A 25,301-nucleotide genomic window follows, 5' to 3' on the forward strand; every position below is an offset into this window, starting at 1 on the left:
AACCACCCGCATGAACATGATCCAGGCGATCAACTCCGCCATGGACATCATGATGGAGCGCGATCCCGACGTGATCGTGATGGGCGAGGATGTCGGCTATTTCGGCGGCGTGTTCCGCGCGACCGCCGGGCTCCAGGCCAAGCATGGCAAGACGCGCGTGTTCGATACGCCGATCACCGAATGCGGGATCATCGGCGTCGCGGTCGGCATGGGCGCCTACGGCCTGCGCCCCGTCCCCGAGATCCAGTTCGCCGATTACATCTACCCCGCGCTCGACCAGCTCGTGTCCGAGGCGGCACGGCTGCGCTATCGCTCGGCGGGCGAGTTCACCTCGCCGATCACGGTTCGATCGCCGTTCGGCGGCGGTATCTTCGGCGGGCAGACGCACAGCCAGTCGCCTGAAGGGCTGTTCACGCACATGTCGGGGATCAAGACGGTCATTCCGTCGACGCCCTACGACGCGAAGGGCCTGCTGATCGCCGCGATCGAGGACAACGACCCGACGCTCTTCTTCGAACCCAAGCGCATCTATAACGGCCCGTTCGACGGTTATTGGGATCGCCCGTCGCAGAACTGGTCGAAGCATCCCGCGGGCGAAGTGCCGACCGGCTATTACAAGATCGAGCTCGGCAAGGCGAAGATCGTCCGCGAGGGGCAGGCGCTCACGATCCTCGCTTATGGCACGATGGTGCACGTCTGCACCGCGGTCGTCGCCGAAGCCGGCATCGACGCCGAGATCGTCGATCTGCGCACGCTCGTGCCGCTCGATATCGAGACGATCGAGGCGTCGGTGAAGAAGACCGGGCGCTGCATGATCGTCCACGAGGCGACGCGCACCAGCGGGTTCGGCGCGGAGCTGTCGGCGATCGTCCAGGAACGCTGTTTCTACCATCTCGAGGCGCCGATCGAGCGCGTGACCGGGTTCGACACGCCGTACCCACACAGCCTCGAATGGGCCTATTTCCCAGGGCCGGTCCGCATCGGCGAAGCCCTCAAGAAGATCATGAAGGACGCATAATGGCCCGCTTCACCTTCAAGCTGCCCGACATCGGCGAAGGCATTTCCGAGGCCGAGATCGTCGCCTGGCACGTCGCCATCGGTGACCGGGTCGAGGAAGATTCGCCGATCGCCGACATGATGACCGACAAGGCCACCGTCGAGATGGAGTCGCCGGTGTCCGGCGTCGTCGTCGAACTCGCGGGCGAAGTCGGCGATCAGGTGTCGATCGGCGCGGCGCTGGTCGTGATCGAGACGGATGCGGTGGAGGTGGCGGACGAAGTCGTCGCCGCGCCGCTCACCGCCGCGCAGGTCGAGACTGCCGAGCAATACGAAGCCGAGAACCCAGGCGTCGAAGAGGTTGCAACCGAAACTCCCTCTCCCCTCCGGGGAGAGGGTCGGGGTGAGGGGCAGCCCCAGGCGGAACCGTTGGCAACGGCCCCAACCCCTCACCCCAGCCCTCTCCCCGGAGGGGAGAGGGAGCAGACGCAGACCGCGGTTTCTCCGACCGAGCAGAAGGCGCACGCGCTCGCATCCCCCGCGGTCCGCGCGCGCGCGCGCGATCTCGGCATCGATCTCGCCTCGGTAAAGACCGACTCCGACCGCGTCCGCCACGCCGATCTCGATGCCTACCTCCGCTACGGCGCCGGCGAGGGTTATCACCCCCCGCACGCATCACGCGCCCGCGAAGACCAGCCGATCAAGGTCATCGGCATGCGTCGCCGCATCGCCGAGAACATGGCCGCGTCGAAGCGCGCGATCCCGCATTTCACCTATGTCGACGAGATCGACGTCACCGCCCTCGAAGCGATGCGCGCCGACCTCAACGCCAACCGCGGCGGCCGCCCAAAGCTGACGATGTTGCCGCTGATGATCGTGGCGATCTGCAAGACGATCCCCGACTTCCCGATGCTCAACGCGCGCTACGACGACGAAGCGGGCGTGGTGACTCGCCACGGCGCCATCCACCTCGGCATGGCCGCGCAGACCGACGCAGGGCTCACCGTGCCCGTGATCCGCGACGCACAGGACCGCAACGTCTGGCAGCTCGCGACCGAGATCACGCGGCTCGCCGAAGCCGCGCGCGCCGGCAAGCTCGCCCCCAGCGAAATGGGCGGCGGCACGATCACCGTGACCTCGCTCGGCCCCCTCGGCGGCATCGCGACCACCCCGGTCATCAACCGCCCCGAAGTCGCGATCATCGGCCCCAACAAGATCGTCGAACGCCCCGTGTTCAAGGGTGACGAGATCGTACGCGCCAAGCTGATGAACCTGTCGATCAGTTGCGATCACCGCGTCGTCGACGGCTGGGATGCGGCCAGCTTCGTCCAGGGCCTGAAGAAGTACCTGGAAACCCCCGTCCTGCTGTTCGCAGACTGAGACGCGGGGGAAGCGCACGCACCGCGCAGCGCTGACGATCAAAGGCCGGTTCGACGGGATGCTTCAGGGCATCGCGATCGTACCGGCCATCGCCGAGTTCGCCGGCCGCTGCCCCGCCTCAGTCGCGCGCCTTCTGCAACGCCCCCGCGATCCGCCGCGCGAGGCTTCTCGGTGTAAAGCGTATCCCCTCGGCCATCGCGAAGTTCAGTGCGCCCGACACCTTCACCGCCCGGTTCGCGGCCAGCGCCGCCAGCCCGTCGCGCACCGCCGCGCCCGGGTCGCTCGCCAGGCGTTCGAACAGCGCGGTGTCGCCCAGCCCGGCGATATCGGCGAACTCGGTGCGCGTGGGGCCGGGGCACAACGCGGCTACCCGCACGCCCTTGGCCTTCACCTCCTCGTGCAGCGCCTCGGAAAAGCTCAGCACGAACGCCTTGCTCGCATAATAGACCGCCATCCACGGCCCCGGCTGGAACGCGGCGACCGAGGCGATATTGAGGATCCCGCCAGACCCGCGCGCGATCATCTGCGGCAGGACCGCATGCGTCAGCGCCACCAGCGCGCGGCAATTGAGGTCGATCATGCCAAGCTGCAGCGTATCGCCCAGCTCCGCAAAGTCCCCCCGCGCGCCGAACCCGGCATTGTTGATCAGCACGTCGACCGGCAGCGCGGCAGCCGCAATCGCCGCGATCAGCGTGGTCGGGCCATCCGGGTCCGCAAGATCGGCGGCAAAGACATGCACCGTAACGCCGTGCGCCGCGCGCAGTTCGCTCGCCAGCGACTCGAGCCGCTCCACCCGCCGCGCGGTGAGGATCAGCGTGGTCCCCTCGGCCGCGAGCGCCCGCGCAAAGCCTTCGCCCAGCCCCCCCGATGCGCCGGTGATCAATGCCGTCGTCATAGCCCAGCGCCCCCATCGAGAATGCGCAAACCTGCGCCCGGCTCAGGACGTTGGCAATGCCCCGGACGCGCATCTCCCTCTCCCATCGGGGAGAGGGAAGGGGCCCGCGGCGTCTTCGCCGTGGGAAGGGTGAGGGCACGCCCGCGCCGGTCCAGCCTCAAACGATCTCGAACAACCCGGCCGCCCCCATGCCCCCCGCGGTGCACATCGACACCACGACATAGCGCACGCCGCGCTTGCGCCCCTCGATCAGCGCATGCCCGACCAGCCGCGATCCGGTCATCCCGAACGGGTGCCCCACCGCGATCGCGCCGCCATTGACGTTATACTTCTCCGGATCGATGCCGAGATGGTCGCGGCAATAGAGGCACTGCGACGCGAACGCCTCGTTCAGCTCCCACAGCCCGATATCGCCGACCGACAGCCCCGCGCGCTCGAGCAGCTTCGGGATCGCGAAGATCGGCCCGATCCCCATCTCCGCCGGGCTGCACCCCGCCGCCTGGAACCCGCGATAGATACCGAGGATATCCTTCCCCTCGGCCTCCGCGGTCTTGCGGTCCATCAGTAACTGTGCGGAGGCGCCATCGGACAACTGGCTGGCATTGCCCGCGGTCACGCTCGTGCCGGGCCCCGAAAACTCGCCGCCCGCCCACACCGTCTTCAGCCCGCGCAGCCCCTCCAGCGTGGTGCCCGCGCGGATGCCCTCGTCCTGCGACAGTGTGACGCTCTCGATTCCGGCGTGATTGCCCTGCTTGTCGAACAGCGCCTTCTCGACCGTGATCGGCACGATCTCCTCCGCGAACGCCCCGCTCGCGAGCCCCGCCGCCGCGCGCTGCTGGCTCATCGCGGCATAGGCATCCTGCGCCTCGCGACTGATGCCATAGCGCTCGGCGACGATCTCCGCGGTCTCGATCATCGGGATATAGGCGGCGGGCTCCTTGGCGATCACGCTCGCATTGACGTAGCGCGGCGCGTCCTTGGTGACGGTGTAGCTGATCGACTCCATCCCGCCCGCGAGCGCGACATCGGCCTCGTCGCAGATGATCGTCCGCGCCGCCATTGCCACCGCGGTCAGCCCCGATCCGCATTTCCGGTCGAGCGAGAACGCGGGGACCGACTCGGGCAGCCCGCCCGCGAAGATCGCCATCCGTCCTGCATTGCCGCCCTGCGTGCCCCATTGGTTGCCGACACCCCAGAACACCTCGTCGATCCGCGCCGGATCCACCCCGGCGCGCTCGACGACCGCATTCATCACATGCCCCGCCAGCACCGGAGCCTCGGTCGCGTTGAACGCGCCGCGATAGGCTTTGCCGATAGCGGTACGGGCGGTCGATACGATGGCGGCTTCACGCATGCTGGAACCTTTCGAGGATCGGGTATGCGCCCGATCTACCGAATTGCGCGCAGGACGCAAAGCCCGAAGGCTTTACTTCATCAGCACGAGTTCTTCCGCCATCGTCGGATGCAGCGCGACCGTCGCGTCGAAATCGGCCTTGGTCAGCCCAGCCTTCACCGCGACCGCGGCGGATTGCAGGATCTCGGGGCAGTCCGGCCCGATCATGTGGATGCCGACGACCCGGTCGGTTTCGCCATCGCAGATCATCTTGTACAGCGATCGCTCGTTGCGCCCCGCGAGCACGTTCTTCATCGGCCGGAAGTCCGACGTGTAGACCTTCACCGATCCCAGCGCCTGCTTGGCCTGCGATTCGGTCATGCCGACACCGGCCATCGGCGGGTGGCTGAACACCGCGGCGGGCACGTTGGCGTAATCGACGCGAGTCGGCTTGTTGCCGAAGAACGTGTCGGCGAACGCCTGCCCCTCGCGGATCGCGACCGGGGTCAGCTGGATGCGGTTGGTGACGTCGCCGACCGCAAAGATGCTGTCGCAGCTCGACCGGTTGTCCGCGTCCACCACTACCGCGCCCGCCGCGTCGAGTTCGACGCCTGCGGTTTCGAGCCCGAGCCCCTTGGTGTTGGGCAGGCGGCCCGTCGCGAACATCACGAGGTCGACGACGATCGGCTCATGCCCGTGCGTGTGCACGGTCAGGCAGCCGTCCTCGCTCTTCTCGATACGCTCGAACGCGGCGTTGAAGCGGAAATCGATCCCCTTGCTCATCGAGATCTGGAGCAGCCGGTCGCGGATCGACTCGTCATAGCCGCGCAGGATGACGTCGGTCCGGTTGACCAGCGTCACATGCGATCCGAACTGGTGGAAGATCCCGGCGAACTCGTTGGCGATATAGCCCGCGCCCGCGATCAGCACGCGCTTCGGCACGTCGTCGAGGTGGAACACTTCGTTCGAAGTGATGCCGTGCTCGGCACCGGGAAACTCGGGCACCAGCGGGTGCGCGCCGACCGCGATCAGGATCTTCGCCGCGGTCTTCGTGCTGCCGTCGGCGAGCGTGACTTCGTTGGGGCCGGAAACGACCGCGCGCTGGTGGATGATGTCGACATGGTTGTTCTCGAGCGTGGTCGTGTAGGCGCCGTTGATCCGGTCGACCTCCTCCATCACGTTGTCGCGCAGCACGCGCCAGTCGAACGCGCAATCGTCGGGCACCTGCCAGCCGAAGCGCTTGGCATCCTTCAGATCCTCGGCGAAATGCGCGCCATAGATCAGCAGCTTCTTCGGCACGCAGCCCCGAATGACACAGGTGCCGCCGACGCGATATTCCTCGGCAACCGCGACACGCGCACCATGCGCGGCGGCGACGCGCGACGCGCGCGTCCCGCCCGAGCCGGCGCCGATGACGAAGAGGTCATAGTCGAATTGGGTATCGGTCACGGGCTATCCTTGTACGTCGCGCCGCCGCGCTGCGGCTTTGGGTGCCATCTGGGGCAGGGGGGATGCGCGGACAAGCCCGGCGCGGCGATCAGGGTGATCGGCCCGCTCTATCGCCGACCCGCCCTGCGCATCGGCATCGCGTCGATCGTCTGCTCCAGCAGTGTGGTGGGGAAGGGCTCGGCGCTGCGCAGCTTCTCGCCGCCGTCCTTGCCGATCAGGATCGCGGTGAAGCCTGCGGGAAGGCGGAATTTGCGACGCAGCGCGGGGGCGGTGTCGCCGGCGCCGCGGACCTGGTCGCCGACGATTTCGACGATGGTAAGGTCGCGCTCGTCGCCCTTCGCGGTCCAGCTGGCGAGGATGCGGCGCTGCTCAGCGAGCGCGGGGTCCTGCGCGGAGGGTGCCGCGACGATCAGCACGCGCCGCTCCCACTTCATCTGCGCGAGGGTGGGAGAAGCGGCGAGCGCTGCGGCTAAGAGGATCGACATGAAGATGTAACGCGGCAGGTTCGTTCGCGCTCCCTCTTCTACCACCCCGGCGAAGGCCGGGGCCCAGTTGGGTGAACCGCAGTGGCTACACGACGGACGTCCCAACTGGGCCCCGGCCTCCGCCGGGGAAGTGCGGGTGTTGAGGAAACGAAGGGCGCGAGGCCCAGCTTACCCGAACGCGCGCTTGATCAAATCATCCGTCGAAGGATCGAACGTCTGCCCGCCCTTCTCCGCCGCCTTCGCCATCTCCTTGCCGAGCTCCACCCCGAACTGGTCGAACGAGTTGATCCCCAGCAACACGCCGTTCACGAACACGCGGTGCTCGTAGAACGCGATCAGCGCCCCCAGCGTGCGCGCATCGAGATCGTCGAGCAGCAGCGTCGACGACGGCCGGTCACCCGAATAGCTGCGCGCCGGATCCTCGACCTGCTTGCCCGCCATCAGCGCCGCACCCTGTGCGAACGCGTTGAGCAACAGCGCACGGTGATGCTCCTCAGGCAGCGTGTCGCCGGCCTCGATCGACGCGACGAACTCGACCGGCACCAGATGCGTGCCCTGGTGGAGCAGCTGGAACACCGCATGCTGCGCCTCGGTGCCGACCCCGCCCCAGGTGATCGCCGCCGACGGCCGCCCGAGCGGCTCGCCGTCCGCGGTCACCGACTTGCCGTTCGACTCCATCTCCAGCTGCTGGAGATAGCTCGGCAGCAAGCGCAACCGCTCGTCATAGGCAAAGGTCGCACGCGTCTCGGCATGGCGGATCTGCGTGTAATAGAGGTCTGCAAACGCGGCGAGCGCCGGCGCATTCTCGTGCAGTGCGGCGAGACGGAAGTGGCGATCCATCTCTGCCGCCCCCTCGAGCAGTTCCTCGAACCGGTCCCAGCCGAGCGCGATCGCGGCCGGAAACCCGATCGTCGACCACAGCGAGTAGCGCCCGCCGACGCTCTCGGCGAACGGCAGGATGCGAGTCTCGTCGACGCCCCATTCCATCGCCTTCTCGGGCGCGGCGGTCAGCGCGATCACGCGGCCATACGGATCCTCGACATTATGCTCGGTCATCCACTGCAGCACGCTCTCGGCGTTCATCAGCGTCTCGGTCGTCGTGAACGTCTTCGACGCGACCACGAGCAGCGTCGCCGCCGGATCGAACTTGGCGAACACGTCCTCCAGCGCGACGCCGTCGACATTGGCGACGATCCCGACGTCATAGCGCTTGTCGTCACGCCCGAGCGAGTCGACCAGCAACTGCGGCCCCAGCGCCGACCCGCCGATCCCGACGTGCAGGATATGCCGCACCGGCCCGAGCGCTTCGGCCTCGATCGCATCGATCAGCGTGCGCATCCGCGAATGGCTCGCCTGCGCGATCGCAACGCTCTCGGGCTTGCCCTCGCCGCGCTCCGCAGTGTGCTCGACCGCGCGGCCCTCGGTGACGTTGACGACCTCGCCCGAGAACAGCGCCTGGCGCTTGCCCGCCAGATCCTGCGCCTTGGCCATCTGCTCGAACGCCGCGACCATGTCGGTGGTCAGATGCGTCTTCGACCAGTCGAAATGGATACCCGCGACGTCGAGGCTCAGCTTCGAAAGGCGCTCCGAATCCTGCGCGAACAGGTCGGTCAGCGTGGTGGCGGGCAGGGCTTCGATCTTGGACCAGTCGGCGGTCATGCTACTTCTCCGAATAGACGTGCGCGCCGGTCATGCTGCAAGCGCGAGACCGCGACAACGCTCTTTCGGTGACAGGTATCCCGCGCAAGCTTGACGACGCGCGCCGTCTGCGCAAACCCGCAGACATGGCAAATGACGTGAAGACGAAACCCAAGCGGTCCGAAACTGCGGAGACGTTCCGCTTCCTGCTGAAGCTGGCGGTGGTCGTGCTGATCCTGCGCAGTTTCATCTTCGCGCCGTTCAGCATCCCGTCCGAATCGATGCTGCCCCGGCTGCTGATCGGCGACTATCTCTTCGTGTCGAAATGGAACTACGGCTATTCGCGCTGGTCGCTCCCCGCCGGTGTCCCGCTGATCCCCGGCCGCATCCTCGGCAGCACGCCGACCCGCGGCGACGTCGTCGTCTTCCGCGCGCCCGAAGTGCTCGATCACGACGTCATCAAGCGCGTCATCGGCCTGCCCGGCGAGACGGTGCAGATGCGCCAAGGCGTCGTCTACCTCAACGGCAAGGCGATCCCGAAGCTCCGCATCGCCGACTTCACGATCCCGCTCACCGCCAATTTCGACGCCGAGAAATGCGGCGCGCCGTTCGTCGACGTCGTCGCCAACGTCCAGATCTGTCGCTACCCCCGCTTCCGCGAGACGCTGCCGAACGGCCGCAGCTACGAGGTGCTCGACCAGGCCGAACTCCCCGATCGCGACGATACCGGGCTCTACACGATCCCCGCGGGCCACATCTTCGTGATGGGCGACAACCGCGACGACAGCGGCGACAGCCGCTTCCCCGCGCCGCAGGGCATGGGCTACGTCCCGCTCGAGAATGTCGAGGGCAAGGCGGTCGCCAACTTCTTCTCGACCGACGGCAATGCGCAGTGGCTCAAACCCTGGACCTGGGTCAGCGCCGCGCGCTGGAGCCGCATCGGGGAAGGCTTTTGAGCGACCTCGCCGGCTGGCTGAAGACGCTCTTCGGCCGCACACCGACCAACCTCGCGCCCTATGAGCGCGCACTGACTCACGGCAGCCAGGCCGCGGCGAACTACGAGCGACTCGAATTCCTCGGCGACCGCGTCCTCGGCCTCATCATCGCCGAATGGCTGTACGAACTGTTCGCGACCGATCCCGAGGGTTCGCTGTCGAAGCGTCTCAACGCGCTCGTCACCGGCCCCGTCTGCGCCGACGTCGCGCGCCAGCTCGGCGTCCGCGCGCATCTCAAACTCGGCAAGCAGGCGCGCGACGACGGCGCCAGCGACAGCGACAACGTGCTCGGCGATGTGATGGAGGCGCTGATCGGCGCCTGGTATCAGGAGGCCGGCCTCGACGCCGCCCGCGCCTTCGTCCGCGGCGCATGGGGCGACCGCGTGCAGGCCGGCGCCAAGGCCCCGCAGCACCCCAAGTCCGCGCTCCAGGAATGGGCCGCCGCGCATAACCGCAAGCCCCCCGAATACACCGTCGTCGAGCGCTCCGGCCCCGGCCACGCCCCCAAATTCACGATCCTCGTCTCGGTCGGCAAGCTCGCCGAAGCGACCGCCATGGGATCAAGCAAACAAGAAGCCGAAACCGCGGCAGCCAAGGCGCTGCTGGAGAAGCTCAGTTAGAATGAGTTTTGCTCGCGCGGAGGCGCGGAGGACGCGGAGGTGCTGCGAATGAGGCTCGCTCCCACTACGATCACGCACCGCCGAATAACTCGGCGCCTTGCCGGGCGCGACCTTGCCCCGACCACACCACCTCCGCGCTCTCTGCGCCTCCGCGCGAACAAAACTCCCTTTCTCGACGTACCCACGACGCGATGACGGACAGCCGTTTTCCCTGTACAGGTGCGTGCAACACCAGTTCGAAAAGAGCATATGTGACTGAAACGAATACCCAGCCCGATACCAAGCATTGCGGCCTAGTCGCCATCGTCGGCGCCCCGAACGCCGGCAAGTCGACGCTCGTCAACGCGCTCGTCGGCCAGAAGGTCGCGATCGTCAGCCCCAAGGCGCAGACCACGCGCGCGAAACTGATGGGCGTCGCGATCGAAGGCGACACGCAGATCCTGCTCGTCGACACCCCCGGCATCTTCGAGCCCAAGCGCCGGTTCGACCGCGCGATGGTCGCCGCCGCCTGGGGCGGCGCGGAAGGCTCGGACATCATCGCGCTGGTGGTCGACGCCAAGGGCGGGATCGGCGGCAAGGTCACGACCATCGTCGAGTCGCTGGTCGGCCGCACCGAGCCGATCTGGCTGATCCTCAACAAGGTCGATCTCGCCGACAAGACCAAGCTGCTGATCCACGCCGAAAAGCTGAACGCATTGCTCCCCTTCGCCGAGACGTTCTTCATCAGCGCGGGCACCGGCGACGGCCTCGCGCACTTCAAGACGCAGCTCGCCAAGGCGATGCCCGAAGGCCCGTGGCATTATCCCGAAGACCAGGTCTCCGACTCGACCGAGCGCGCGCTCGCCTCCGAAGTGACTCGCGAGCAGCTCTATCTCCAGCTCCACGCCGAGCTGCCGTACGCGAGCACGATCGAGACCGAGCAGTATATCGAGCGCCAGGACGGGTCGCTGGAGATCCACCAGCAGATCCTCGTCGAACGCCCGACGCAGCGCGCGATCGTGCTCGGCAAGGGCGGCGTCCGGATCAAGGAAATCGGCGCGCGCTCCCGCATCGAACTCGCTTCGATCACCGGCAAGCCCGTCCATTTGTACCTGCACGTAAAGGTCAAGCCCGGCTGGGACGAAGACCGCGAAACCTACCGCGACATCGGCCTCGACTGGGTCGACTGACCCGCGAACTCACTACCCGCACTACCCTGTTCCCCCGCGAAGGCGGGGGCCCAGCCTGGGCTCCCGCCTTCGCGGGAGAACAGACTTTGGCCCGGCAATTGGCAACGCCTATGCCTATTGTATCAAACCCACGACGTCCTGAAATCTATTGATGCTACCATAGACCTCGCCCGCTGAGCGGCACGAGGACCACGCGATGCCGACCCTGATCGATGCGACCTCCGCGATCCGCTACGACCAGCTTCATCTATCCCCGGTGGCGCTGGATCTCGGCCTGTTCCAGCTCCGTTGGTACGCGATCAGCTATCTCGCGATGATCGCGCTGGGCTGGTGGTATCTGCGGAAAATGCTCCGTCGATCCGGCGCACCGATGGCCGAACGCCATGTCGACGATCTCGTCTTCTACCTGACGCTCGGGATCATCATCGGCGGCCGCCTCGGCTATTGCATGTTTTACCGCCCCGAGATCTGGCGCGCCCCGCTCGACGTGCTGAAACTCTGGCAGGGCGGCATGTCGCTGCACGGCGGGTTCCTCGGGGTGATCGTCAGCCTGATCCTGTTCGCACGGCGTCACCGGCTGCGGCTACTGCGCGTCTGCGACTATGTGGCGTGCGCGACGCCGTTCGGCCTCGTGCTGGTGCGGATCGCCAACTTCGTGAACGGGGAATTATGGGGCCGGCCGAGCTCGCTACCCTGGGCGGTGATCTTCCCCGGCACGCAGGACGGCATCCCGCGCCACCCGAGCCAGCTCTACGAAGCCGCGCTCGAGGGCGGCTTAAGCATGATCGTGCTGGCCTATCTGTTCTGGCGCACCGACGCGCGGCTTCGCCCCGGCCACCTGCTCGGGGCGGGACTGATCCTGTACGGCACCGCACGCGTCCTGCTCGAATTCGTCCGCCAGCCCGATGCCGGGCTCGACCATCTGTGGTGGGGGCTGACGATGGGGCAGACGCTGAGCGTGCCGATGATCGGTGCCGGCGTCTGGTTTTTCGCCCTATCGCTCAGGGGATCCCGAGTCGCGACAGTCCCCGCAGCATGATCAATCTCCCAAAACCTCGCTGACCCAAGCCGGTACCAGCACCCCTGCCGCCCCGATCCGGGTCTGCTCGAAGAACACGCTCCCCATCGACGGATCGAGGTTCAGCTCCAGCGTCTGTGCGCCGTGATACGCGGCGGTCTGCACGAACCCCGCCGCCGGATACACCGCCCCCGACGTCCCGATCGACACGAACAGATCGGCGCGCGCCAGCGCCGCCTCGATCCGCTCCATCTGGTACGGCATCTCGCCGAAGAACACGATGTCCGGCCGAAGCGCCGCCGCGCCACACGCGCCGCACACCGATCCCTCGGGCAGCGCGCCCGCCCAAGGCTCGCGGCGCCCGCAAACGCCACACAAGGCCGAAAGCAACTCGCCATGCATGTGCAGCATCCGCGTCGCCCCCGCGCGCTCGTGCAGGTCGTCGACATTCTGCGTGACGATCAGCAACTCGCCGTCCCAGGCCGCATCCAGCCGCGCCAGCGCCCGATGCGCCGCGTTCGGCTCGACCGCCGCCAGCGCCGCGCGGCGGAGGTCGTAGAACCGGTGCACCAGCTCCGGATCCGCCGCGAGCGCCTCGGGCGTGCAGACGTCTTCGACCCGGTGCCCCTCCCATAACCCGCCGGGCCCGCGGAACGTCGCGATCCCGCTCTCCGCCGAAATGCCAGCGCCCGTCAGCACCACGATGTTCCGAATATCCTGCATGACCTTCAATAACCCGGCCGGGCACGGTAAGGCACCCCATACCCGCATCTGCAAAGGCGCTGCATGACCGTCATCACCGAAGCCGACCTGATCGAAAGCGTCGCCGACGCGCTCCAGTTCATCAGCTACTATCACCCGATGGATTACATCCGCGCCCTCGGCGTCGCCTACGAGGCCGAGAAATCGCCCGCCGCCAAGGATGCGATCGCGCAGATCCTGACCAACAGCCGGATGTGCGCGGAGGGCCACCGCCCGATCTGCCAGGATACCGGGATCGTCACGATCTTCGTCAAATGGGGCCAGGACTGCCGCCTCGACTCGACCCGCTCCTTGCAGGAGGTCGTCGATGAAGGCGTGCGCAAAGCGTATCTCAACCCCGAGAACAAGCTGCGCGCGTCGATTCTCGCCGATCCCGCCTTCACGCGCCGCAACACCAAGGACAACACGCCGAGCGTGATGCATGTCGAGATGGTGCCCGGCAACACCGTCTCGATCGACGTCGCGGCCAAGGGCGGCGGCAGCGAGAACAAGTCGAAGTTCAAGATGATGAACCCGAGCGATTCGATCGTCGACTGGGTGCTCGAGATGATCCCGCAGATGGGTGCGGGCTGGTGCCCGCCGGGGATGCTCGGCATCGGCATCGGCGGCACCGCGGAAAAGTCGATGATCCTCGCCAAGCAGTCGCTGATGGGCGCGATCGACATGGCGCAGCTCAAGGCGCGCGGGCCGAAGAACGACATCGAGGCGCTGCGGATCGAGATCTACGACAAGGTCAATGCGCTCGGCATCGGCGCGCAGGGGCTGGGCGGGCTCTCCACCATCCTCGACGTCAAGATCTTCGACTGGCCGACTCATGCCGCGTCGAAGCCCGTCGCGATGATCCCGAACTGCGCCGCCACGCGCCACGCGCATTTCGTGCTCGACGGCTCGGGCCCGGTCTATCTCGAAGCGCCCAAGCTCGAGGAATGGCCCGACGTCAACTGGACGCCCGACAAGGCCGCGATCAGAGTCGATCTCGACACGCTGACCCCCGAGGTCGTGCAGACGTGGAAGCATGGTGACCGCCTGCTGCTCAACGGCAAGATGCTGACCGGCCGCGACGCCGCGCACAAGCGGATCGCCGACATGCTGGCCAAGGGCGAGGAGCTCCCCGTCGATTTCCGCGGTCGCGTGATCTATTATGTCGGCCCGGTCGATCCGGTCGGTGACGAGGTGGTCGGCCCCGCCGGCCCCACCACCGCGACGCGGATGGACAAGTTCACGCGCATGATGCTCGACCAGGGCCTGCTCGCGATGGTCGGCAAGGCCGAGCGCGGCGCGGACGCGACCAAGGCGATCGCCGAGCGCAAGTCGGCCTATCTGATGGCGGTCGGCGGCGCGGCGTATCTGGTCGCGCGCGCGATCAAGGGATCGAAGGTCGTCGGCTTCGAGGATCTGGGCATGGAGGCGATCTACGAGTTCGAGGTCGCCGACTTCCCGGTGACCGTCGCGGTCGATTCGGCGGGCGAGAACGTCCACCAGCTCGCCCCGCTCGTCTGGCGCGAGAAGATCGCGCGCGAAGGGCTGCTCACCCCCGCATGACCGCGCGCGCGGGCAGGAGGCGGGGCGGCCCCGTCGGGTGGACGCTCGCCATGCTCCTCCTGCTCGCGCTCACGCTGGCCTATGCGCCGCAGGTCCTCGCGTTTCCGTTCAGCCAGCGCATCGGCGACGTGACCGTCTATGCCGAGCGCCCGATCGACACGCGGATCGTCGACGAACTCGCGCGCGCGGAAATGCTGTTGCGATCGAGCCCGATCTACTCGGGGCCCGTGCGCCGGTCGCTGTTCCTGACGAACGGCGGCTGGCGCTGGCGCGTACTCGCGCTCCAGTCGCCGCACGCCTTCGCGTTTCGTCGACCGTTCGGATCGGCGATCGTCGTCAACCGGAGCGATATCGCCGCGGACCGCGTGACGACCGACCGCGACATCGGCAACACGCGCACGCTGTCGGGCGTGATCGCGCATGAGACGACGCACATCATGATCGCCGACCACCTCGGCGAACTGCGCGCGGCGCTGCTCCCGACCTGGGTCGCGGAAGGCTATGCCGATCATGTCGCGGCCGAAAGCAGCCTCACCGACGCCGAAGCCGGGCGTCTGCGCCGGACTGATCCCCATGCCCCCGCGCTGGCCTATCACGACGCGCGCCACCGCGTGGCGACGGTGCTGGCAAATAACGGCGGATCGGTCGACGCGGTGTTTGCGCAGCGCTGAGTCGGGGCTCGCATACGGCAGCGCATCGGAACGGGGCAGGCGCTCTACCGTTGGTCAACTAAACCCATCGGAGTTGCGTATCATGAAAACCGCCATCGCTCTTGCCGCCGCGCTGAGCCTGACAACAGGCGCCGCCGCGCAGACGGCCGCAGCCCAGACCGCCGCACCGCAAACCGAGCGCGCGGCGCAGGGCGGTTTCGGCGGGCTTGGCAGCCTTGGTGGCCTGCTCGGTGGCGGGTTGCCGAATATCGGGTCGGTCGGGGCTGGCAATGCGGCGGGGTTGCTCGGCTATTGCCTCAAGAACAGGCTGCTCGGGCAGGGCGGCATGCTCGGCGGACTGACCGGCAGCCAGACCGGCGCGCAGGCGACGCCACAGGCCAGCGGTGCGCAGTCGATCCTGCAACAGCTGACCGGACGCAGGGACGTCCAGACCTCGCCCGGCTATGCCGCGGGACAGGCGGGGCAGGTCCAGGCCGGCAATGGCCAGACGCTGTCGCTCGGCAATTTCGGCGGGCAGGTGAAGACGCAGCTTTGCAACGTCGTGCTCAAGCGCGCGAAGGCGTTCCTGTAAGGCGGCTCGCGTTCAACGCTCTCCGTCATCCTGACGAAAGTCAGGATCCAGGGTTACAAAGCGCGCCGTTGATGGCTCTGGATCCTGACTTTCGTCAGGATGACGGAGGGTGGCTGTACCTCGTGGGATCATCAGCGCCGTTCGCGCCCGCACCACCCACGAAAACCACCCCAAAATGAAAAGAGGCTGCCGGCTCGTCTCCCGACGAACCGACAGCCTCCTGACATGGTCAGCGGCCGGAGAGCTCCAGCCCGGAGGACCATGCGTACCACCTATCCTATGGCTCACGTGTTGACTGGGAGAGGATACTCCCCACGCAAACCGGCGGACTTAGCGGTGCGTCCCCCGAACGAACCGAACCGAACTCACTGCTGAACCATGAGACATCGGATCACCTCCTTTCGCTTGTGGAAAAAACGCGGCCAAGCCTGACCGCAACGCCAATGTGTGCCGGACGGGGATGCGATACAAGCCTTGTTTTACAGAAGTTTTCGGCCGATCCTTGGCGGCTGTCGTTTCGTCGATTTCAGCCGCGGCAATCCTCGGTCACGCGCTCGATCTCGGCCCAGGCGGGCACCACCAGCGGCGGCAGCCCGGCCTGCTGGACGACGAACCGCCCACGACTGAACCCCATCGCCTCCAGCAGCGAATCATTCGGCATCAGCGCCGCGGCGACATAGGCCGGCGTGCTGCCCGTCGGCTGGACCGATACGGCGCGAGTCACGCTCGACGTCCGGATCGTCAGCGGCGTCGCCGTGCTGCCCGCGCGCGACAGATAGATTTGCCGCGCGCCGGTATCGCACCGGACCGTCAGCGCGGCGTCGGCATTGGCCGGCCCGAACAGCGCGATCGAGCCGCGCGCGTCGCGGCGATACACCCAGGTCCCCGGCGAATAGGGCCAGTCGCGCCAGTCGGCGGCGATCGGCACGGGGCGCGGGGCCGGGGCGGGCGCCGGGGCCTCCGCGCGCGGCGGCGGTGCCTCGGCGCGCGGAGGCGGGACGCAGCCGGCGATCGTTGCGAGCGTCGCCAGACCGGCTAGTCGCGCCAGGACGATGGGGCTGGCAAGCGATCGCAAGCCGACGGAACAGGGGGACTGGGTACGCATCGCATCGCTATGCGGCACGCCCGGCGGCGGCTCAAGCACGACGAAGCGCGCTAGCTGGGAACCGCCGCACGGTGATACCGGTTCAGCGACGGAAGATATCAGGAGAATGTTCATGTCCGACGCCGCCCAGACCCCGACCCAGCTGCTCGTCCAGGCGAGCGTTTCCGGCACGATGAAGGTCGAGAGCCGCGATGGCGACAATGTCGGCTCGGTCCACGCGTTCATGGTCCACAAGGGCACCGGCCGCGCGACGCACGCCGTGCTCAGCCTCGGCGGCTTCCTGGGCATGGGCAAGAGCTTCTACCCGCTGCCGTTCGCGCTGCTCCAGTTCGACGCGGTCCGCGACCTGTACGTCGTGACGATCGACAAGCGCGTCCTCGAAGGCGGCCCGAGCTGGGCGAACAACGCCCCCGTCTTCGACCAGGCCTATGCCGACCGCGTCGCAAGCTATTACGGGTCGAACAGCGAAGATCTCGTCGTCGGCTAACCTGACCCCTTCGTCATCCTGACGAAAGTCAGCACCCAGAGTTACTGGCCGCAGCGCCCGCGGCTCTGGGCCCTGACTTCCGTCAGGGTGACGAAGAAGGGCTGCCTCAACGCGAGCGCGACCCGCCCATCCGCATCTTCTGGCTCTTTCCGTAGCGCGTCTTTCGCGTCCCCGGCTTGCCCTCGTTCGAGCGGCCCATAACGGGCGCCTTCTGCTGGTCCACGGGCAGACCCAGTTCCTCGTTCTCCAGCTGCCGGATTTCGTCGCGCAGCCGCCCCGCGGTCTCGAATTCGAGATCGGACGCCGCCTTGCGCATCTGCTTTTCCAGATCCTCGATATACGCACGCAGATTGTGGCCCACCATGTGCGGCCGGTCCTCGTCGATCGGGATCGTCACCTGATCCTGGCTCGCGACGTGCGCGATGATGTCGCCGATGTTGCGGCGGATCGTCGTCGGCGTGATGCCATGCTCGGTGTTGTACGCGACCTGCTTCTCGCGACGCCGCGCGGTTTCGTTCATCGCGCGCTCCATAGAGCCCGTGACGCGGTCGGCGTACAGGATCACGCGGCCGTCGACGTTACGCGCCGCGCGACCGATCGTCTGGATCAGCGAGGTCTCGGACCGCAGGAACCCCTCCTTGTCCGCATCGAGGATCGCGACCAGCCCGCATTCGGGAATGTCCAATCCCTCGCGCAACAGGTTGATGCCGATCAGCACGTCGTACACGCCGAGCCGCAGGTCGCGGATCAGCTCGATACGCTCCAGCGTCTCGACGTCGCTGTGCATGTAGCGGACCTTGATCCCCGCCTCGTGCATATATTCGGTCAGATCCTCCGCCATCCGCTTGGTCAGCGTCGTGACGAGCGTCCGGTACCCTAAAGCCGTGGTCTTCCCGACCTCGACGATCAGGTCCTGCACCTGCTCCTCGACCGGCTTGATCTCGACGGGCGGATCGATCAGCCCGGTCGGACGAATGACCTGCTCGGCGAACACGCCACCGGTCTGCTCCATCTCCCAGCTGCCCGGCGTTGCCGAGACATAGGTCGTCGGCGGGCGCATCGCGTCCCATTCGTTGAACCGCAGCGGCCGGTTGTCGATCGCGCTCGGCAGGCGGAAGCCATATTCGGCAAGCGTCAGTTTCCGCCGGTGATCGCCGCGCGACATGCCGTTGATCTGGCCGATCGTGACATGGCTCTCATCGACGAACAGCAAAGCGTTGTCGGGCAGATATTCGAACAGCGTGGGCGGCGGCTCGCCCGGCATCCGGCCGGTGAGGAAGCGCGAGTAATTCTCGATCCCCGCACAGCTACCGGTCGCCGCGATCATCTCGAGATCGAAGTTCGTCCGCTGCTCGAGCCGCTGCGCCTCGAGCAATTTGCCCTCGAGCACCAGTTCCTTCAGCCGCTCGGCCAGCTCGTGCTTGATCGCCTCGCCCGCCTGTTTCAGCGTCGGGCCGGGCGTCACGTAATGCGAATTCGCATAGACGCGCACCGAATTGAGCGACGCGACCTTCTTGCCGGTCAGCGGGTCGAACTCGGTGATTTCCTCGATATCGTCGCCGAAGAACGAGATACGCCACGCGCTGTCCTCGTAATGCGACGGGAAGATCTCGAGCGTGTCGCCCTTCACGCGGAAATTGCCGCGCTGGAACGCCGCGTCGTTGCGCTTGTACTGCAGTGCGACGAGCTTGCGCACGATTTCACGCTGGTCGACCGTCGTGCCCTTCTTCAGGTCGAAGATCATCGCCGAATAGGTTTCGACCGAGCCGATGCCGTACAGGCACGAGACCGACGCGACGATGATCACGTCGTCGCGTTCGAGCAGCGCGCGGGTCGCCGAATGCCGCATCCGGTCGATCGACTCGTTGGTCGACGATTCCTTCTCGATATACGTGTCCGACCGCGCGACATACGCCTCGGGCTGGTAATAGTCGTAGTAGCTGACGAAATATTCGACCGCGTTGTCGGGGAAGAACGACTTCATCTCGCCGTAGAGCTGCGCCGCGAGGATCTTGTTCGGCGCGAGGATCAGCGCAGGCCGCTGTACGCGCTCGATCACGCTCGCCATCGTGAAGGTCTTTCCCGAGCCGGTAACGCCGAGCAGCACCTGGTCCTTCTCGCCCTCGCCGATCGCCGAGACCAGCTCGGCGATCGCGGTCGGCTGATCGCCGGCGGGGGCGTAGTCGCTGACGAGCTTGAATCGCTTGCCGCCCTCGACCTTGGCAGGCCGCGCGGTCGGGCGGTGCGGGACGAAGCTTTCGCCGGTTTCGGGCTCGGCGAGACTGGTGCGGATTTGGATGGCCATCGAGGGGGAATATGGGGAACAGGCGCGGCAACGGCAACGCCGTTGGATGCTCCATCATTCCACTAACCACCCGTCATCCCCGCGCAGGCGGGGATCCATAACCTACGCCGTCAGCAATTTAAGGGAGAGCGTTGCCAGTCTGGATTCCCGCCTGCGCGGGAATGACGAGCGTTTTGATGGCGGCGCTTTGTGCCCCCCCAAGCTTTGCTGTTGTTGACCCATACCCCGCGCGCCAATACTGCGACCGTTTCGCAAGCCATCGATCCGCCGACGCCCCGCCGCGCAGGCCAAGGAAAAGACGCATGACCGCCCCTATCGCCGCAGAAACCCGCTCCCCCGCGCTGATCCCCGAAACCCCCGCGTTCCTCAACGCCAAGGTATTGTGGGTCCGCCACTGGAACGAACATCTGTTCAGCTTCGCGATCGAGCGCCCGTCGACCTTCCGCTTCCGCTCGGGCGAGTTCGTGATGATCGGCCTCCCCCAGGACGGCGGCAAGCCGATCATGCGCGCCTATTCGATCGCGTCCCCGCATTATTCCGAAGAGCTCGAATTCCTCTCGATCAAGGTCGAGGACGGCCCGCTGACCTCGAAGCTCCAGCTCATTCAGCCGGGCGACGAAGTGTATCTCGGCAAGAAGCCGACCGGCACGCTGGTGCTCGACGCGCTGCTCCCCGGCAAGCGCCTCTTCATGTTCTCGACCGGCACCGGCCTCGCGCCGTTCCTCAGCCTGATGCGCGATCCCGACGTCTATGCGGCCTATGAGCAGGTCATCGTCGTGCACAGCGTGCGCCGCGTCAGCGATCTCGCCTATCACGACGAGATGGTCGGGCTGCTGGCCGAGGACCCGCTGATCGCCGACGAGGCGCAGACCCAGTTCCACTACATCCCGACCGTGACGCGCGAGCCGTTCCGCACCACGCGGCGGATCGGCGCGCTGATCGAGGATGCCTCGCTGTTCGGTCACCCGGTCCGCGGCGAGCAGAAGCTCAACCCCGAGACCGACCGCGCGATGCTGTGCGGCTCGACCGAGATGATCAAGGAATTCGCGGTGATGCTCGAAGCGAACGGCTTCGAGGAGGGCGCGAATTCGAAGCCCGGCACGTTCGTGATCGAGCGCGCCTTCGTCGGCTGACCCCCCGTCATCCTGACGCCCCCCGTCATCCTGACGCCCCCCGTCATCCTGACGCCCCCCGTCATCCTGACGCCCCCCGTCATCCTGACGCCCCCCCGTCATCCTGACGAAAGTCAGGATCCAGAGCCACATAGCGGAAGCATCGTGGCTCTGGATCCTGGGTCGAGCCCAGGATGACGGATAAGGTGGCGGGCCAAGCGCATTGTCTCGGCCGCAGAACCGTGTCGATATGCCTCCTCAAACACCAAGAGGAGAGAGTCATGATCGGCTACGCAACGCTCGGCACCAACGACATCGACGCCGCGCTCACCTTCTACGACGCGCTGCTCGCGACCGCCGGCGGCAAGCGCCTCATGCAGATGCCCGACGATCGCAAGCTGACCTTCTACGGCGCCGGCGCGGCCAAGCCGATGCTCGTTATCGGCAAGCCCTATGACGGCCAGGCCGCGACCGCCGGCAACGGCACGATGGTCGCGCTGGCCGCGGATTCGCGCGCGCAGGTCGACCAGGTCCATGCCAAGGCGATCGAACTCGGCGGCGCGGACGAAGGCGCCCCCGGCATCCGTGGCCCCGAAGACATGGGCTTCTACGGCGCCTATTTCCGCGATCTCGACGGCAACAAGCTCTGCGTGTTCAAGATGGGGTGAGCGGCGGGTCCGGTTGGGCGATCACCACCCCGACTGAGTCACCACCCCAGCCTAATATACCACCCCGGCGAAGGCCGGGGCCCAATTGGAAAGGTGGCAGTAATGAAGCGCGGTCCACTGCCAGCAGCCTCCCCCAATTGGGCCCCGGCCTCCGCCGGGGGGGCAGCTATCCATTGGACGACACGTCGAGCTTTCTGAACTCAATAACTCGGCCTACCGCAATGCCCGAACCGCTGCCGTATCGAGGCACTTCAACAATGCCACCCGCGGCATCGGCGTCCCCGTCACCGGCTTCACATACCCAGCAACCTCCACCGGCCGCCCGATCGCGACCGGCGCGAAGCCGCTCTGCCCGGTACACCGCATCGCCGCCGCCAGCAGCTTCGGCGGCGTGTCATACCCCTCGAACGACAGCCGGAACGTCCCCCAGTGGATCGGAATCGCCTGCGCCGCACCCAGCCGTCGATAGACCTCGACCGCGTCGACCGGCCCGATATGGCTCCCCGACTCCATCTGCCCATCGACGAACCGGAACGCGCCGATCGGGATCAGCGCCAGCCGGATCGGGCCGAGCGCTGCGGCCTCGACCGGCCACCTGCCGTCGCCCATCCCCGTATCACCCGCAAAGAACACATTGCCGCCCGGCAGCGTTACCACGAAGCTCGACCACAAGGCGCGGTTGCGGTCGCTGAACCAGCGGCTGCCCCAATGATGGTTGCGAGTCACGCTGACCGACACGCCCGGCTTGATCGCCACCCGCTGCCCCCAATCGAGCGCGGTCGCCGTCGCGCCGGTCTGCCCGATCACGCTGTCGTTCCCAAGGCTTGTGACGATCCGCGGCCGATCACGCTGCCACAGCCGCGCCAGCGTCGCCTTGTCGAGATGGTCGTAATGATCATGGCTGACCAGCACGAGATCGATCTTCGGCAGCGCATCGAACGCGATCCCGGGCTCGGCGACCCGACGCGGCCCCGCGCCGAGCGGCCCCGCCGTCTGCGCCCACACCGGATCGGTCAGGATGTTGAGCCCCTGCGTCTGGATCAGGACGCTGGCATGGCCCACCCACGTCACGACCATCCGCTCGCCCTCGACGCGCGCGGGCGGCGCGATCGGTCGCACCGCCACGGACTTGGGCCAGGCCGGCCGCCCGTCGCTCCCCGTGAAATAGCGCCAGAAGAAGCTCGCGCGCCCGCCCCCCGCCGGCTGGATCTGCTGCGTATCGGCGTCGTTGTCGGGATTCGCAAAGCGCGCGCCGTCGAAATGCGCCGTCGCCGGCCCCCGATAATAGATCCGGTCGAGGAACCTCGGGACGATCGTCACCGCCAGCGCGACGACCACGACCGTCAGCAGAACGACACTCCCGACGATCTTCAACACCAGCCGCACGTCGTTCCCCTATCCGTTGCCGGTGCGTAACGCATCGTCGCGACCATCGTTCAGACCGCTTGGCGCGAGGCCGCAACCCCGATAGCCTCGCGCCAAAGGGGATTCAAAAATGCGTAAGCTTATCATCGGGCTATTGCTCGCCACCGCGATTCCAGCGGCGGCATATTCGAAGACGGTCATGGTCGAGGAACAGTCGATCGACCAGCTCCAGGCGATGATGACCGCGGGCAAGGCGAGCAGCGTCGATCTCGTCCGCGCCTATCGCGCGCGGATCGCAGCGATGGACCGCACCGGCCCGGCGTTGCGCAGCGTGATCGCGCTCAACCCGGGCGCGGAGGCGCAGGCCAGGGCACTCGACGCCGAACGCAAGGCCGGACGCATCCGTGGTCCGCTCCACGGCGTGCCCGTGCTGATCAAGGACAATGTCGAGACCGCCGACGCGATGCCGACCACCGCAGGCAGCCTCGCGCTCAAGGACAACATGACTCGTCGCGACGCGCCCGTGGTGGCGCAGTTGCGCGCGGCAGGCGCGGTGATCCTCGGCAAGACCAACCTCAGCGAATGGGCGAACATCCGCTCGACCCGGTCGATGAGCGGCTGGAGCGCGGTCGGCGGTCTGGTCCGCAACCCCTATGCGCTTGATCGCACCGCCTGCGGCTCGTCGAGCGGCTCGGGCGCCGCGATCGCGGCCAGCTTCGCGGCGGCGGCGATCGGCACGGAGACCGACGGCTCGGTCGTCTGCCCGTCGTCGATCAACGGGCTGGTCGGGCTGAAGCCCACGCTCGGCCTCGTCAGCCGCACGCACGTCGTGCCGATCAGCCACAGCCAGGATACGCCCGGCCCGATGGCGCGCAGCGTGCGCGACGTCGCGACGATGCTCTCGGCGATGATCGCGGCCGACCCGGGCGATCCTGCGACCGCGGGGGCAGGGGCCTATCGGCGCGACTATGCCGCCGCGCTCTCGACCAGCGCGCTGTCGGGCCTGCGCGTCGGCGTGCTCCGGCCCGAGATGACCGCGGACGTCGCCGCCAGATACCAGGCGGCGCTCGACGTGCTGAAGGCCGCAGGCGCGGTGCTCGTCGAGATCAAGCAACCCAAGCTGGACGGCCTCGGCGAGGCGGAATTGCTGGTCCTCCAGACCGAACTAAAGGCCGATCTCGACACCTATCTCGCGACCACCCCCGCGGCGGTCCGCACGCGCTCGCTCGATCAGGTGATCGCGTTCAACACCGCGAACGCCGCGACCGAAATGCCGTTCTTCGCGCAGGAGACGTTCGACGCGGCGGCCAAGACCAAGGGCCTGAACGACCCCGCCTACAAGGCCGCGCGCGCGAAATCGCTGCGTCTGGCAGGTGCGGAGGGGATCGACGCGATGCTCAAGACCGCCGGCGCGACCGTACTGGTCGAGCCGACCTACGGCCCCGCCTGGCTCAGCGAACCCGTCTACGGCGATCAGTATGGCGGCCCGAGCTCGAGCGAACTCCCGGCGGTCGCGGGCTATCCGAACCTGACCGTGCCGATGGGGCTGGCCCGCGGCCTGCCGGTCGGCCTGTCGTTCATCGCCACCAAATACGGCGACGCAGCGGTGCTCGGCGCCGGCTATGCCTATGAACAGCGCGCAAAGGCCCGCGTCGCGCCTCGCTACCGACCGACCGCCGACGTCGGCCCCGGGTTGGAAGCGGCCCGCTAGCCGCCCAAACCTACCGTCATCCTGACGAAAGTCAGGACCCAGAGTAAAGAGCGTGGCGCCAATGGCTCTGGGTCCTGACGTTCGTCAGGATGACGGGTGGGGGACTGTGTGCGTCGAAGCGGACGGGGGAAAAGGGTTCAGCTCGCCCGCCGCGCGAAATTCCACTGCCACAGCATCAGCACCGGCACGACCACCGTCTCCATCACCAGCCCGAGCACATGCCCCTGCGACGGTACCCCCACCGCCAGCAGCGAAACCCCGCGCGACAGTCCCCCCACGACGATCAACCCGCCCAGCAACCGGAACCGCGCGCCCTTGCGCTCGACATCCGGAATGCAGCTGACGAAGCCCAGTCCCGTCGCAAAGAAGATCCCCGAGATATAGCGGAAATGGCTGTCCAGATCGCGCGGCACGTCGGTCAGGTGCCCGAACGGCGCAGGCCCATGCAGCACGCCCTGGCCGCCGACGATCAACGGCAACAGGCACGCGACCGCGATCACCGCCTGCAACACGCGCTTTTCGACGATCACGAAAGGTCCTTGAGCAATTCCGGCCGGATCCGGAACGCGCGCAGCGAGATCCGCACCTCGACGATGAACGACACGAGCGCCGCGATCAGCAGGATCATCGCGAGGATGAAGCACAACGCGACCGCAGTCCCGAAATGCAGCTTGGCCAGCTCGGCGATGAACAGCAGCGCGATCAGCACGCAGGTCATGATCGCGCTCGACACCGCGAGGAACAGTGCGGCGTTGATGATCGTCATCCGCCGGTCGAGCAGGCGAAGCTCCCAGACGTAGCGATGATGGTCGGGCCCCGTAATGCTGCCATGCATCAGCTCGAGCTTCCGCGCGCGGTCGATCACGCGCGACAGGCGCCCCGCCAGCACGTTGAGCAGCTGCCCGATCCCCGCCAGCATGAACACCGGGGCAAGCGAGAGCTGGATCGTCTGGGCGATGGTCGAGATGGCGGGGATCGTCGGCATGATGCCACCATGGTGGGGAATGCGCGCGATTGCAAAAGG

General features: G+C 67.0%; 24 protein-coding genes. 13 read left to right on the forward strand and 11 right to left on the reverse strand.

The window, feature by feature from the left end:
• The first annotated feature begins 10 nt into the window (after positions 1–10).
• On the forward strand, positions 11–1,018 hold the full coding sequence (locus C8J26_RS10240; RefSeq protein ID WP_107958150.1) for an alpha-ketoacid dehydrogenase subunit beta: 1,008 nt from the start codon (positions 11–13) through the stop codon (positions 1,016–1,018).
• Positions 1,018–2,376, forward strand: a complete 1,359-nt coding sequence (locus C8J26_RS10245) for a dihydrolipoamide acetyltransferase family protein (protein WP_107957816.1) — start codon at positions 1,018–1,020, stop codon at positions 2,374–2,376. The genes C8J26_RS10240 and C8J26_RS10245 overlap by 1 nt, the downstream gene beginning before the upstream one ends.
• Positions 2,377–2,494: 118 nt before the next feature.
• On the opposite strand, the gene C8J26_RS10250 is transcribed toward C8J26_RS10245, so the two are convergent.
• From C8J26_RS10250 to pgi, 5 genes are all read right to left on the reverse strand, one after another.
• A complete protein-coding gene (locus C8J26_RS10250) occupies positions 2,495–3,271 on the reverse strand; it encodes an SDR family NAD(P)-dependent oxidoreductase (RefSeq protein WP_107957817.1) in 777 nt (258 codons plus the stop codon).
• Positions 3,272–3,428: 157 nt separating this feature from the next.
• Complete coding sequence (locus C8J26_RS10255) at positions 3,429–4,625, reverse strand: thiolase family protein (protein ID WP_107957818.1); 1,197 nt, start codon at positions 4,623–4,625, stop codon at positions 3,429–3,431.
• Positions 4,626–4,697: 72 nt separating this feature from the next.
• Positions 4,698–6,053, reverse strand: a complete 1,356-nt coding sequence (gene gorA / locus C8J26_RS10260) for a glutathione-disulfide reductase (RefSeq protein WP_107957819.1) — start codon at positions 6,051–6,053, stop codon at positions 4,698–4,700.
• Positions 6,054–6,160: 107 nt separating this feature from the next.
• Entirely contained in the window at positions 6,161–6,538 is a 378-nt protein-coding gene (locus C8J26_RS10265) for a DUF4174 domain-containing protein (RefSeq protein WP_208631370.1), read from the reverse strand.
• Positions 6,539–6,706: 168 nt separating this feature from the next.
• A complete protein-coding gene (gene pgi / locus C8J26_RS10270; protein ID WP_107957820.1) occupies positions 6,707–8,197 on the reverse strand; it encodes a glucose-6-phosphate isomerase in 1,491 nt (496 codons plus the stop codon).
• 125 nt (positions 8,198–8,322) lie between these two features.
• On the opposite strand from pgi, the gene lepB reads away from it, so the two are divergent.
• The 4 genes from lepB (at position 8,323) to lgt (ending at position 11,999) form a co-directional block, all read left to right on the forward strand.
• Positions 8,323–9,132, forward strand: a complete 810-nt coding sequence (gene lepB / locus C8J26_RS20865) for a signal peptidase I (RefSeq protein WP_244185267.1) — start codon at positions 8,323–8,325, stop codon at positions 9,130–9,132.
• Entirely contained in the window at positions 9,129–9,791 is a 663-nt protein-coding gene (gene rnc / locus C8J26_RS10280; protein WP_244185249.1) for a ribonuclease III, read from the forward strand. The genes lepB and rnc overlap by 4 nt, the downstream gene beginning before the upstream one ends.
• Positions 9,792–10,042: 251 nt before the next feature.
• Positions 10,043–10,960, forward strand: a complete 918-nt coding sequence (gene era / locus C8J26_RS10285) for a GTPase Era (protein WP_244185250.1) — start codon at positions 10,043–10,045, stop codon at positions 10,958–10,960.
• 196 nt (positions 10,961–11,156) lie between these two features.
• Positions 11,157–11,999, forward strand: coding sequence for a prolipoprotein diacylglyceryl transferase (gene lgt, locus C8J26_RS10290; RefSeq protein ID WP_107957824.1), 843 nt, complete (start codon positions 11,157–11,159; stop codon positions 11,997–11,999).
• Here lgt and C8J26_RS10295 read toward each other — a convergent pair whose 3' ends face one another.
• On the reverse strand, positions 12,000–12,701 hold the full coding sequence (locus C8J26_RS10295) for an NAD-dependent deacylase (RefSeq protein WP_107958157.1): 702 nt from the start codon (positions 12,699–12,701) through the stop codon (positions 12,000–12,002).
• Positions 12,702–12,764: 63 nt separating this feature from the next.
• Here C8J26_RS10295 and C8J26_RS10300 point away from each other — a divergent pair, with 63 nt between their 5' ends.
• The 3 genes from C8J26_RS10300 to C8J26_RS10310 all read left to right on the forward strand — a co-directional run bounded on the left by C8J26_RS10300 (position 12,765) and on the right by C8J26_RS10310 (position 15,524).
• Positions 12,765–14,282: a fumarate hydratase gene (locus C8J26_RS10300; protein ID WP_107957825.1), complete on the forward strand. Its 1,518-nt coding sequence runs from the start codon at positions 12,765–12,767 to the stop codon at positions 14,280–14,282.
• 50 nt (positions 14,283–14,332) lie between these two features.
• Positions 14,333–14,953 carry a hypothetical protein gene (locus C8J26_RS10305; RefSeq protein ID WP_056417267.1) on the forward strand — a complete coding sequence of 207 codons (621 nt, stop codon included), beginning with the start codon at positions 14,333–14,335 and terminating at the stop codon, positions 14,951–14,953.
• 82 nt (positions 14,954–15,035) lie between these two features.
• Entirely contained in the window at positions 15,036–15,524 is a 489-nt protein-coding gene (locus C8J26_RS10310; RefSeq protein WP_167398817.1) for a DUF2501 domain-containing protein, read from the forward strand.
• A 526-nt stretch (positions 15,525–16,050) separates the two neighbouring features.
• Here the strand turns inward: C8J26_RS10310 and C8J26_RS10315 are convergent.
• Entirely contained in the window at positions 16,051–16,668 is a 618-nt protein-coding gene (locus C8J26_RS10315; protein WP_244185251.1) for a hypothetical protein, read from the reverse strand.
• A gap of 73 nt (positions 16,669–16,741) precedes the next feature.
• On the opposite strand from C8J26_RS10315, the gene C8J26_RS10320 reads away from it, so the two are divergent.
• On the forward strand, positions 16,742–17,116 hold the full coding sequence (locus C8J26_RS10320; RefSeq protein ID WP_056417273.1) for a PRC-barrel domain-containing protein: 375 nt from the start codon (positions 16,742–16,744) through the stop codon (positions 17,114–17,116).
• Positions 17,117–17,222: 106 nt separating this feature from the next.
• Here the strand turns inward: C8J26_RS10320 and uvrB are convergent, their stop codons facing one another.
• On the reverse strand, positions 17,223–19,421 hold the full coding sequence (gene uvrB / locus C8J26_RS10325) for an excinuclease ABC subunit UvrB (RefSeq protein ID WP_107957827.1): 2,199 nt from the start codon (positions 19,419–19,421) through the stop codon (positions 17,223–17,225).
• A gap of 302 nt (positions 19,422–19,723) precedes the next feature.
• Between uvrB and C8J26_RS10330 the strand changes: the two genes are divergently transcribed.
• Together C8J26_RS10330 and C8J26_RS10335 are read left to right on the forward strand one after the other, a co-directional pair.
• Positions 19,724–20,554: a ferredoxin--NADP reductase gene (locus C8J26_RS10330; RefSeq protein WP_107957828.1), complete on the forward strand. Its 831-nt coding sequence runs from the start codon at positions 19,724–19,726 to the stop codon at positions 20,552–20,554.
• Between the two features lie 260 nt (positions 20,555–20,814).
• Positions 20,815–21,201 carry a VOC family protein gene (locus C8J26_RS10335; RefSeq protein WP_107957829.1) on the forward strand — a complete coding sequence of 129 codons (387 nt, stop codon included), beginning with the start codon at positions 20,815–20,817 and terminating at the stop codon, positions 21,199–21,201.
• 213 nt (positions 21,202–21,414) lie between these two features.
• Here C8J26_RS10335 and C8J26_RS10340 read toward each other — a convergent pair whose 3' ends face one another.
• Positions 21,415–22,578: an MBL fold metallo-hydrolase gene (locus C8J26_RS10340; protein ID WP_167398818.1), complete on the reverse strand. Its 1,164-nt coding sequence runs from the start codon at positions 22,576–22,578 to the stop codon at positions 21,415–21,417.
• Between the two features lie 118 nt (positions 22,579–22,696).
• Here C8J26_RS10340 and C8J26_RS10345 point away from each other — a divergent pair, with 118 nt between their 5' ends.
• Positions 22,697–24,277 carry an amidase gene (locus C8J26_RS10345; RefSeq protein WP_107957831.1) on the forward strand — a complete coding sequence of 527 codons (1,581 nt, stop codon included), beginning with the start codon at positions 22,697–22,699 and terminating at the stop codon, positions 24,275–24,277.
• A gap of 137 nt (positions 24,278–24,414) precedes the next feature.
• On the opposite strand, the gene C8J26_RS10350 is transcribed toward C8J26_RS10345, so the two are convergent.
• Entirely contained in the window at positions 24,415–24,807 is a 393-nt protein-coding gene (locus C8J26_RS10350; RefSeq protein ID WP_107957833.1) for a DUF4345 domain-containing protein, read from the reverse strand.
• On the reverse strand, positions 24,804–25,262 hold the full coding sequence (locus tag C8J26_RS10355; RefSeq protein ID WP_056416547.1) for a DUF2721 domain-containing protein: 459 nt from the start codon (positions 25,260–25,262) through the stop codon (positions 24,804–24,806). The genes C8J26_RS10350 and C8J26_RS10355 overlap by 4 nt, the downstream gene beginning before the upstream one ends.
• Positions 25,263–25,301 lie beyond the last annotated feature (39 nt).

The sequence above is a fragment of the Sphingomonas aurantiaca genome (assembly GCF_003050705.1).
GTDB classification, from domain to species: domain Bacteria; phylum Pseudomonadota; class Alphaproteobacteria; order Sphingomonadales; family Sphingomonadaceae; genus Sphingomonas; species Sphingomonas aurantiaca.

Excerpts from the sequence above, each read along its gene's own strand:
- uvrB (WP_107957827.1), bottom strand. The coding sequence starts at position 19,421 with ATGGCCATCCAAATCCGCACCAGTCTCGCCGAGCCCGAAACCGGCGAA.
- C8J26_RS10345 (WP_107957831.1), top strand. The coding sequence starts at position 22,697 with ATGCGTAAGCTTATCATCGGGCTATTGCTCGCCACCGCGATTCCAGCG.
- C8J26_RS10300 (WP_107957825.1), top strand. The coding sequence starts at position 12,765 with ATGACCGTCATCACCGAAGCCGACCTGATCGAAAGCGTCGCCGACGCG.
- C8J26_RS10245 (WP_107957816.1), top strand. The coding sequence starts at position 1,018 with ATGGCCCGCTTCACCTTCAAGCTGCCCGACATCGGCGAAGGCATTTCC.
- C8J26_RS10355 (WP_056416547.1), bottom strand. The coding sequence starts at position 25,262 with ATGCCGACGATCCCCGCCATCTCGACCATCGCCCAGACGATCCAGCTC.
- C8J26_RS10295 (WP_107958157.1), bottom strand. The coding sequence starts at position 12,701 with ATGCAGGATATTCGGAACATCGTGGTGCTGACGGGCGCTGGCATTTCG.
- C8J26_RS10320 (WP_056417273.1), top strand. The coding sequence starts at position 16,742 with ATGTCCGACGCCGCCCAGACCCCGACCCAGCTGCTCGTCCAGGCGAGC.
- C8J26_RS10335 (WP_107957829.1), top strand. The coding sequence starts at position 20,815 with ATGATCGGCTACGCAACGCTCGGCACCAACGACATCGACGCCGCGCTC.
- pgi (WP_107957820.1), bottom strand. The coding sequence starts at position 8,197 with ATGACCGCCGACTGGTCCAAGATCGAAGCCCTGCCCGCCACCACGCTG.
- lgt (WP_107957824.1), top strand. The coding sequence starts at position 11,157 with ATGCCGACCCTGATCGATGCGACCTCCGCGATCCGCTACGACCAGCTT.
- C8J26_RS10265 (WP_208631370.1), bottom strand. The coding sequence starts at position 6,538 with ATGTCGATCCTCTTAGCCGCAGCGCTCGCCGCTTCTCCCACCCTCGCG.
- C8J26_RS10240 (WP_107958150.1), top strand. The coding sequence starts at position 11 with ATGAACATGATCCAGGCGATCAACTCCGCCATGGACATCATGATGGAG.
- lepB (WP_244185267.1), top strand. The coding sequence starts at position 8,323 with ATGGCAAATGACGTGAAGACGAAACCCAAGCGGTCCGAAACTGCGGAG.
- C8J26_RS10250 (WP_107957817.1), bottom strand. The coding sequence starts at position 3,271 with ATGACGACGGCATTGATCACCGGCGCATCGGGGGGGCTGGGCGAAGGC.
- C8J26_RS10310 (WP_167398817.1), top strand. The coding sequence starts at position 15,036 with ATGAAAACCGCCATCGCTCTTGCCGCCGCGCTGAGCCTGACAACAGGC.
- C8J26_RS10330 (WP_107957828.1), top strand. The coding sequence starts at position 19,724 with ATGACCGCCCCTATCGCCGCAGAAACCCGCTCCCCCGCGCTGATCCCC.
- C8J26_RS10255 (WP_107957818.1), bottom strand. The coding sequence starts at position 4,625 with ATGCGTGAAGCCGCCATCGTATCGACCGCCCGTACCGCTATCGGCAAA.
- C8J26_RS10305 (WP_056417267.1), top strand. The coding sequence starts at position 14,333 with ATGCTCCTCCTGCTCGCGCTCACGCTGGCCTATGCGCCGCAGGTCCTC.